Below are 8369 nucleotides of genomic sequence, written 5' to 3'. Positions count from 1 at the left end.
TCGACCCGCCAGTCGATCGCGGTGTCCGCGCTGGCGCTCGCCAACCAGTCGCAGCAGAGCGTGCTCCAGCTCCTGCGGACCTAGCGGCGACCAGAGAAAAGTCGAGGGCGGCGGGGGAGACCCCGCCGCTTTCCTTTGAGTCGGCGGCGTAGCGGTTACCGCCGATTTATGGACACATTTGGCAACCGCAGCTAACCATATTTAAAGACGCGACCTGTATGAAAGTTGGGCAGTTTTCAAGCCCCGCGGTTCTGCGAATCGCTCCCATCGAGGTCAGTTAATGTCCAATGCAGCCCAAGCCTACGCTCGCACGTCACAAACGACAGCCTCTCCCCGTGAAATCGAAGCGCAAGCGCTGCTGAAGGCCGCACGACAACTCCAGGACGTTCAGGCCAACTGGGCTGGTCCCGACAAGAACATGCACAACGCGCTGCTGTTCAACAGCCGGCTTTGGTCGATCTTCATGAGCGCCGTGGAGACCAACGACAACCCGCAGCCGATGGAAGTTCGTCAGAACATCGCCAATATCGGCGTCTTCGTGATGAAGCAGACCATCGAGATGCAGATGAATCCGGATCCGGCCAAATTGAACTCGCTGATCGACATCAACTGCAACCTGGCTGCGGGCCTTTCGGGCCGCGGCTGACCGGCTAAGGGGGCGCGATCGTGGCTGACGTTTTCAGCATCCTGTCGGCCAACTACAAGACCGTGGGATTGGCGGTTCCGTCCAAGACGCCGTATGTGCCGGTCGATCCCACGCTCTATCAGGGCAGCTGGACCGGAAAATACGCCGACAACAAGTCATTCAAGTTTACGGTCACGAACGTCACGGGGTTTCGCGCCAAGGTCCACTACCAGAGCGGCGGCACCAACAAATACGCGGACGTTCTGATCAGGGACAATGCGTTCCGGATCGGTGACACGAAATTCATGGTGACCAAGGTCGGAACAGCGGTCATCAAGAACGTCGTCACCGACCCGGCAACCGGCGGAACGATGCTCGATACCGCCTATGCGACGCAGAGCAAGTGAGCGGAATTCCTCAAAGCTTTTTCAATCATGCCTTGACGTCGGTGGCGAGCAGCCGCGTCGGCGCGTCCCTGGTCAGATCGAGCGCGTGGAAATAGGCGCGGCGGCGCAGCACCGCTTCCTCGGGGAATTGCTTCACCACCTGGCTGGTCCGGTTGTCGACGACCTGATACACGACCGCTCGCGCGTCGCGATCGAACACCACCTGGTTGGAGACGGACGGATTCGAAATCGAAATGTGGACCGCGCGGGAATCGCTGCTGCGTGCGCCGGCGTCCGCCGCCGCGACGCTCTGAGGCGCCGGCAGTTCGGTCGCGACCGCATTATGCGCAGCCTCGCTGATCGGTTGAACAATCGGCGCGGCAACCGGTGCCCCCACCGGTTTGATGTTGAAATCCGTACTCATGGCAGCCTCCAGGCTTGCTTCGAGTCAAATCCCAACCCCTCTCAAACCGCAATATAACTTCCCACCCTTCAACACGGTGTTAGGGAACGCGCTGAATCCCGTGCTTATACGGGGGCGCGAGTTTGTCGAAAATTTTAGATGTTTAGAGCGAGCGGCTCACCGCGAGCGGCGTCATGTTGCGCGGCCCTGGCGTCGCGCGCTGGCCGCTCGCCGTATAGGTGTTGGGGATATTGCGGCGCTGGATCTCGGTGTTGACGCCGCGCACGATGCCTTCGGACACCGCATGCGCGGTCGCAAGCACCGTGAGATTGATCTGCAGCATGGCGCGGAAGGTGTCGTGATGGCGCCGCAGGGTGGTCAGCAATTCAGGTGATACCTGTGCCAGGTATTTTTGCGAGTTCTTCAGATGTTCGACCGCGACCATGTAGCGGCGCGACAGCTCACCCTTCTGGCCTTCAAGCTCCATCGCTTCGCGGATCTTGCCGGCGCGAACCAGTTCGGTTTCGCGCTCGATGATGCCGAGCAGCCCGCTCATCACGTCCATCAGGTCTTCCGCGAGCTTGCGGGCCTCGGCCGGCGAGGAGATCGCGCGTGCCGGAACTGCGGCGGGCTGTGCTTGCGGGCGCTGATTCATGTCGGGTTTCCCTATCTCAGCCGGCGCGGTTGGCTTGCTGCAGGATCAAGGTACGGAAGACGTCGTTGGAGATTCCGATGCCGCCGGATTTGGCGAACGACTTCGAATATTCATCCGTCAGCATCGAGCGCCAGGCGCCGGTGCCCGTGGTATCGCCGAACGGGCCTTCGCCTTTGACGCCGGTGGTCATCTGCGAGAACATCGAGTTCAGGAACATCGCCTCGAAGTCCTGTGCCTTGGCGCGGGTCTTCTTCTGCGCCTCGGGCGAAATCCTGGTCAGGGCCTCGGCCAGCTGCGGATCGTTGCGGCCGTTGATCAGCGTGGATTTCGGGTACGAATTGCTGATGCCGTTCAAGCTGCCTTGCATCACATCACCTCGATGTCGGCCTGGATCGCGCCGGCGGCCTTGATCGCCTGCAGGATGCCGATCAGGTCGCGCGGGCCGATGCCGAGCCCGTTGAGGCCGTCGACGAGCTGCTGCAGCGAGACGCCGTCTTTCACGACCGCGAATTTCTTGCCGTCTTCGGAAACGGACACGCTCGAGCGCGGCGTCACCACGGTCCGGCCGCGTGACAGCGGATTGGGTTGGCTCACTTGCGGACTTTCGGAAATCGAGACCGTAAGGTTGCCCTGCGCCACCGCCACGGTGGCGACGCGCACATCGCGGCCCATCACGATGATGCCCGAGCGTTCGTCGATCACGATCTTGGCGGTGAGGTCGGGTTCGACCTGCAATTGCTCGATCTCGGTCAGGAAGGCGACGACGTTGCCCTTGAACTCGGCGGGGATCGCCAGCTGCACCGTGGAGGGATCAATCGGCTCGGCGGTCTTGACGCCGAGGAAATCATTGACGGCCGCGGCGATGCGCTTGGCGGTGGTGAAATCGGCATTGCGCAGCGCCAGCCGCACATTGGGCAGGCGATTGAGCGCGAATTCGATCTCGCGCTCGATGATGGCGCCGTTGGGGATGCGGCCATTGGTCGGTACGCCGCGGGTGATGCTGGCGGCGGCGCCTTCCGCCGCGAAGCCCGAGATCGCGAGCGAGCCTTGCGCGACCGCATAGACATTGCCGTCGGCGCCGAGCAGGGGGGTGACGAGCAGGGTGCCGCCGGTCAGGTTCTTGGCGTCGCCGAGCGCGGAAACGGTGACGTCCATCCGCGTGCCCTGGGTGCCGAACGCCGGCAGATTGCCGGTGACCATCACGGCGGCGACGTTGCCGGTGCGGATGGTGGCGCCGCGGATGTTGACGCCCATGCGTTCCAGCATCGCCTGCAGCGACTGCTTGGTGAAGGGGATGTTGTTCAGCGTGTCGCCGGTGCCGTTGAGGCCGACGACGAGGCCGTAGCCGATCAACTGGTTCTGGCGCACGCCCTCGATATTGGCGAGGTCCTTGATCCGCGAGGTCGCGCCTGCGGACATGGCCGACAACGCCAGCGCCAGCAGCGCTGCGCAGCCTACCAACAACACTCTCGCCGTATGGATGCCGGGCATCCCAATGCTCCCCTGGAAGTCGTTCCCGGACAACGCGCCACTCCCATGACGGTAGTCCACGATTAACTATGCGAGATCGGTGCCACGCGGTTTCGGTGGCCTAGTCCGTTGAAAGTGCTATGCTTTGTTCGGTGGTGCGCGATCCGGCCGGTCGCGCGGCACCGGCGAAACTGCCGCGCGGCGGCAGATTTTGCCGGGTCGTTTACGCGGCATTAACCATAAAGCGGCGAAGCTCCCTGCAATCGACCGGCGAGATTCACGACGATGCGCATCTACGGACCGAACGGCACCACGCTTGGATCGCCCGCGAGCAGCACGCGGCGAACCAGCTCGACCGGCTTTTCGCTGCCGGATGCGCCGGCGACGCCGGACGAGACCCGCTCCGCGGCCCCGCCGAAGGCCGCCGGCAGCATCGACGCGCTGCTGGCGATGCAGGGCGTCGAGGATCCGACCGAGCGCCGCAAGCGGTCGGTGGCGCGCGGGCGCGGTGCGCTCGACGTGCTCGACGAACTCAAGCTCGGGCTGCTGTCCGGCAATCTCGACACCGCCACCATGAACCGGCTGCGCGATGCCGCGGCCAATTTGAAATCCTCCTCCGGCGATCCCGGCCTCGATGCCGTCTTGGCCGAGATCGAGCTTCGAGTCGAAGTCGAACTGGCCAAGGCCGGGAAATTCTAGGCTTCGCGCTTCCTCACATCCCGTCTGTCACGCCGCCAGCGCATTGCGCTGCGCATCGTAGCGGCGCTGCGCGTTCAGCACTTCCTTCAGATTGCTTTCGGCCCAATCGCGCAAGGCATCGACGGCCGTCGACAGCGTCGCCCCCAGCGGCGTGATCGAATACTCCACCGTCACCGGCACGGTCGCGATGACGCGGCGTTTGATCAACCCGTCGCGCTCCAGGCTCTTCAGCACCTGCGACAGCATCTTCTGCGAGATGCCTTCGATGGCGCGGCGCAGCGCATTGAAGCGCATCGGCTCGTCGCGCACCAGGAGCAGAATCAGCACCGCCCATTTGTCGCCGACGCGATCGAGAATCTGGCGGGTCGGACAATTGGCGGCGTAGGCGTCGGGTTTCATTTTCATGGCGGTTACTCCGGCGTAATCAGGTGAGTTCAAAGTGCTCTCTTAACACCTACGCTCTTTGCGTTATCTAGTCACTATTGGATACCACATCCACCCCATCGCAAGGAGACCAAAGATGAAGATCGCCGTCGTCGGCGCGTCCGGAAATGCCGGTTCGCGTATCGTCACCGAACTGGCCAGCCGCGGCCACACCATCACCGCCATTGCCCGCCACCCCGAGAAGATCACGAGCCAGCCCAACGTCACGGCCAAGCAGGGCGACGTGCAGGATCAGGCCGGCCTGGCCGCGCTGTTCTCCGGCCACGATGCCGCGATCAGCTCGGTGCATTTCCTCGACAGCGACCCGGTCCGGCTGATTGGCGCCGCCCGTGATTCGAAGGTCGGCCGCTACCTCGTGGTCGGCGGCGCCGGCAGCCTCGAGGTGGCGCCGGGCGTCCGGCTGGTCACGACGCCAAGTTTTCCCGTGGTATACAAGGCAGAGGCCGAGAAGGGCGGCGCCTTTCTCGACCTGCTGCGGCAGGAAAAGGAGCTGAACTGGACCTTCCTGTCGCCCTCGGCCCTGTTCACGGCTGGCGAGCGGACGGGCAAGTTCCGGCTCGGGACCGACCAGCTTTTGACCGCGTCCGACGGCAAAAGCTGGATTTCCTTCGAGGACTTCGCAGTTGCACTCGCCGACGAAATCGAGCGTCCGGCCCACCTCCGGCAGCGTTTTACCGTCGGTTACTGACCAAGCGGGCTGCCCCGCTGCGGTGCACAGTTTTGTCTGTGTATGCGCTCCGGGGCGGCCTTGCTTGCCGCAGGGCCGATATTGTCTGTCACAACTCGCCGCTATATAAGGCGCGCGCGGACGGACGATTTTCTGTTCCGCCTTGCACTTGTAGATAGGCTGACATTGGAAAAGTTGAAGAATTATCGACCCTCCGAAAAAGAGCCTTTCATGAACGACCGCCAGCGCGATTATTTTCGCGCCAAGCTGCTGGCGTGGAAGGACGAGATCCTGCGGGAATCGAAGATCACCCTGCAGACGCTCCAGGAAGAGAACGTCAATCATCCCGATCTGGCTGATCGCGCCTCTTCCGAAACCGATCGCGCGATCGAGCTGCGCGCCCGGGACCGCCAGCGCAAGCTGATCTCCAAGATCGACGCGGCGCTGCAGCGTATCGAAGACAACACCTACGGCTATTGCGAAGAGACCGGCGAGCCGATTTCGTTGAAGCGGCTGGAAGCCCGCCCGATCGCAACGCTGTCGGTGGAAGCGCAGGAGCGTCACGAGAAGCGTGAAAAGGTTTACCGGGACGAGTAGAGTAACCTCCGGCATCTGATCGCACCGCGCGGTCGGCATTGCCGGATTGCAACGAGAGAGCTGCCGCCGATGGACAAAATTCTCGCGGCCGCCAAGCGCATCGCAAGCGCCCGCCGCAGCCGTTCGCCGCTGGCCGCGCTTTCGAGCGAACTCGTGCCGCAGGACGAGGCCGAGGGCTACCAGGTTCAGCGCGCGGTCCACGATCTGCTGCTGCCGCAGACAGGCAGCCTCGTCGGCTACAAGATCGGCTGCACCAGCGCAGTGATGCAGCAATATCTCGACATCCCCCATCCCTGCGGCGGCGGCGTGTTCGCCAAGGGCGTGCATGAGTCCGGCGCCAAGCTGCGCTTCGGCGATTACGTCCGCGTCGGCGTCGAATGCGAGATCGCAGTCCGGCTCGCGCGAAATCTTTCGCCGTCGGAAGCGCCGTTCACGGCGGAGTGGGTGATGGAGGCGATCGAGGCCTATCACCCCGCGATCGAGATCGTCGACGACCGCTACGCCAAATGGGAAACCATGGGCGCGCCCACGCTGGTGGCCGATGATTTCTTCGCCGCCGGCTGCGTGCTTGGCCAGGCGGTCGCGCGCACCGCGGCGCCCAATCTGCTCGAGGTGGTCGGCCGAGCGATCGTCAACGACACCGAAGTCGGGCGCGGCACCGGCGCTGACGTGCTCGGGCATCCGCATAATGCGCTGGCCTGGCTCGCCAATCATCTGGCCGAGGAGGGCACAGGATTGCACGCCGGGCAGATCGTGCTCACCGGCAGCCTGGTCAAGACCGTGTGGCTCAATGCCGGCGACAGCGTGGTGATGGAGCTCGACGGGCTCGGCACGGTGGCGGCGAGCTTTCGGGACTGAGCGGGAATCATGCCAGGGCAGGAGAGCGTTCCCTCGATTCTCGAAGCCGACGCGCGCGGTGAAATCGCCGAGATCTTCGCCGACATCCGAGAGGTGCTCGGCACCAGCGTCGTCAATCTGATCTGGCGCAACCTCGCGACCATGCCGGGCGCGCTGCCCTGGACCTGGGCTTTGGTGCGGCCGCTTTATCTCGGCGCCGCACCGCTGCATGCCGAGTCCGTCAGGCGCACGATCGCCTTGCCCGACCTGCCCGGATTTTCCGCCGACACGTTGTTCGCCGCCGGCATCGATCAATCCGACCAGGCCGTCATCCGTAACGTGCTGGACAGCTATCAACATACCAACGCGCTGGCGCTGACCGTGCTGTCGGCGTTGCTCGCGCATTTCGAACCGCGCCCGGCCGTTGCAGTCACGGCCGCCAGCTCCGCAGCCCCGCCCTCCGGCGTCAAGATTCCGGAACTGCCGCCGATGGACGCGCTCGATCCCGAGGTGGCGCGGCTGGTTGGCGAATTGAACGGTTTCGGCGAGGACACCGAACCGCAATTGATTGCGAGCATGTATCGGCATCTGGCGTACTGGCCGGCGTATCTGGCGCTGGTGCGAACCATGCTGGTGCCGCTGCAAGCCGACGGCCGTCTCGACGCGCTGACGCGTTCGACACGCGCGCTCGGGCATGCGCATGGCGCGATGCTGGCGCCGCATTTGAAGCCTGCGACGCCGCCGGACGCACTTCCGGGCGTGCTGAAATCGTGCCGGTTGTTCGTCGAGCATCCGATCGCCCGCATGACCGGGCTCTGCGCATTGATCCGCCGCGCCACGCCTGAGTGAACGGATCTCATCAGCTACCCGAACACTTCAATTCGGTGCGGTCATAGAACGCCTTGATGGCGTTGAACGGGACGACGAAACGTTCCGGATACCCCTTGAACCACACCAGCACTTCGAAGCGGTCGTCCTTCACGTTCAGCTTGCCGAATTCATATTGCAGGACGACGGTCATCTCGTTCGGATATTTTTCCAGGAGATACCCCGGCATTTTCACGCCCTCGGTCCGGGTCGTGAAGGTGACATGGACTGGATGTTCTTCGGCCGCGTGCCACAGCGTCTCGGCAATGTTGAAACGCGCCGGCGTCGTGCTGCAGGGTTCGGCCGCCACTGCGCGGGATGCGGTGAACATGGTCGCCAGCACGGCGAACAGGATTCCTGCTTTTTTCGTTGTGGCCTGCATTGGTCCGTCTCGCGTTGTCACACTGTTTCATGCGTCAGTGACCTCGGAGTGCACATGGGTTCAATCCGGTGGGCCAGCGGCGCTTCGAACGTGCGGGAGGTCACAGGAGCCGTCATTGCGAGCGAAGCGAAGCAATCCATGCCTCAACTCGGGGGATAGATGGATTGCTTCGCTGCGCTCGCAATGACGAGTGGATGCACTTCCGCGTTCTCGCGACGCATTGCGCCCGAGCTTTGCCAGAAATCTCCTTGCCCTCGAAATAAGAGGGCGCAGGGAAGACCGGGTGCGCGCTGCACCCGCGGTCCCGTGTGCGGTTTGCACTAAGTAGGCTGCACAC

The 8369-nt window shown here is 63.4% G+C and carries 13 protein-coding genes; 7 read left to right on the top strand and 6 right to left on the bottom strand.

All coding sequences use genetic code 11. The features are described from left to right. Nucleotides 1–280: 280 nt before the first annotated feature. Both flaF and JQ575_RS43185 read left to right on the top strand, forming a co-directional pair. Complete coding sequence (flaF, locus tag JQ575_RS43190) at nucleotides 281–646, top strand: flagellar biosynthesis regulator FlaF (RefSeq protein ID WP_212039225.1); 366 nt, start codon at nucleotides 281–283, stop codon at nucleotides 644–646. Between the two features lie 20 nt (nucleotides 647–666). Continuing rightward, on the top strand, nucleotides 667–1032 hold the full coding sequence (locus JQ575_RS43185) for a hypothetical protein (RefSeq protein WP_212039224.1): 366 nt from the start codon (nucleotides 667–669) through the stop codon (nucleotides 1030–1032). Nucleotides 1033–1057: 25 nt separating this feature from the next. Here the strand turns inward: JQ575_RS43185 and JQ575_RS43180 are convergent, their stop codons facing one another. The 4 genes from JQ575_RS43180 to JQ575_RS43165 all read right to left on the bottom strand — a co-directional run bounded on the left by JQ575_RS43180 (nucleotide 1058) and on the right by JQ575_RS43165 (nucleotide 3560). Beyond that, complete coding sequence (locus JQ575_RS43180; RefSeq protein WP_212039223.1) at nucleotides 1058–1435, bottom strand: hypothetical protein; 378 nt, start codon at nucleotides 1433–1435, stop codon at nucleotides 1058–1060. Nucleotides 1436–1577: 142 nt separating this feature from the next. Further along, entirely contained in the window at nucleotides 1578–2069 is a 492-nt protein-coding gene (locus JQ575_RS43175; RefSeq protein WP_212039222.1) for a hypothetical protein, read from the bottom strand. Nucleotides 2070–2085: 16 nt separating this feature from the next. Further along, nucleotides 2086–2436 (bottom strand): flagellar assembly peptidoglycan hydrolase FlgJ, encoded by a 351-nt coding sequence (gene flgJ, locus JQ575_RS43170; RefSeq protein ID WP_212039221.1) that lies wholly within the window; start codon nucleotides 2434–2436, stop codon nucleotides 2086–2088. Next, on the bottom strand, nucleotides 2436–3560 hold the full coding sequence (locus JQ575_RS43165; RefSeq protein WP_212002388.1) for a flagellar basal body P-ring protein FlgI: 1125 nt from the start codon (nucleotides 3558–3560) through the stop codon (nucleotides 2436–2438). Before JQ575_RS43165 ends, flgJ begins: the two co-directional genes overlap by 1 nt. Nucleotides 3561–3824: 264 nt before the next feature. On the opposite strand from JQ575_RS43165, the gene JQ575_RS43160 reads away from it, so the two are divergent. Then, entirely contained in the window at nucleotides 3825–4238 is a 414-nt protein-coding gene (locus JQ575_RS43160; protein ID WP_192740236.1) for a flagellar assembly protein FliX, read from the top strand. A gap of 27 nt (nucleotides 4239–4265) precedes the next feature. On the opposite strand, the gene JQ575_RS43155 is transcribed toward JQ575_RS43160, so the two are convergent. Then, a complete protein-coding gene (locus JQ575_RS43155) occupies nucleotides 4266–4637 on the bottom strand; it encodes a helix-turn-helix domain-containing protein (RefSeq protein ID WP_212039226.1) in 372 nt (123 codons plus the stop codon). A 121-nt stretch (nucleotides 4638–4758) separates the two neighbouring features. Between JQ575_RS43155 and JQ575_RS43150 the strand changes: the two genes are divergently transcribed. The 4 genes from JQ575_RS43150 to JQ575_RS43135 all read left to right on the top strand — a co-directional run bounded on the left by JQ575_RS43150 (nucleotide 4759) and on the right by JQ575_RS43135 (nucleotide 7632). Continuing rightward, complete coding sequence (locus tag JQ575_RS43150) at nucleotides 4759–5370, top strand: NAD(P)-dependent oxidoreductase (protein WP_212039220.1); 612 nt, start codon at nucleotides 4759–4761, stop codon at nucleotides 5368–5370. A gap of 210 nt (nucleotides 5371–5580) precedes the next feature. Then, a complete protein-coding gene (gene dksA, locus JQ575_RS43145; RefSeq protein ID WP_092509290.1) occupies nucleotides 5581–5946 on the top strand; it encodes an RNA polymerase-binding protein DksA in 366 nt (121 codons plus the stop codon). Between the two features lie 69 nt (nucleotides 5947–6015). Next, the gene (locus tag JQ575_RS43140; protein WP_212039219.1) at nucleotides 6016–6804 is read left to right on the top strand and encodes a 2-keto-4-pentenoate hydratase; all 789 of its coding nucleotides are present in this window, start codon (nucleotides 6016–6018) and stop codon (nucleotides 6802–6804) included. Nucleotides 6805–6813: 9 nt separating this feature from the next. After that, nucleotides 6814–7632, top strand: coding sequence for a hypothetical protein (locus JQ575_RS43135; RefSeq protein ID WP_212039218.1), 819 nt, complete (start codon nucleotides 6814–6816; stop codon nucleotides 7630–7632). A gap of 10 nt (nucleotides 7633–7642) precedes the next feature. On the opposite strand, the gene JQ575_RS43130 is transcribed toward JQ575_RS43135, so the two are convergent. After that, complete coding sequence (locus JQ575_RS43130; RefSeq protein WP_212039217.1) at nucleotides 7643–8032, bottom strand: ClpXP protease specificity-enhancing factor SspB; 390 nt, start codon at nucleotides 8030–8032, stop codon at nucleotides 7643–7645. Nucleotides 8033–8369 lie beyond the last annotated feature (337 nt).

The sequence above is a fragment of the Bradyrhizobium sp. JYMT SZCCT0428 genome (assembly GCF_018131075.1).
Classification (GTDB): Bacteria; Pseudomonadota; Alphaproteobacteria; order Rhizobiales; family Xanthobacteraceae; genus Bradyrhizobium.
Note: the sequence above shows the minus strand (reverse complement) of the source record. Positions and strands in the feature narration are given on the sequence as shown.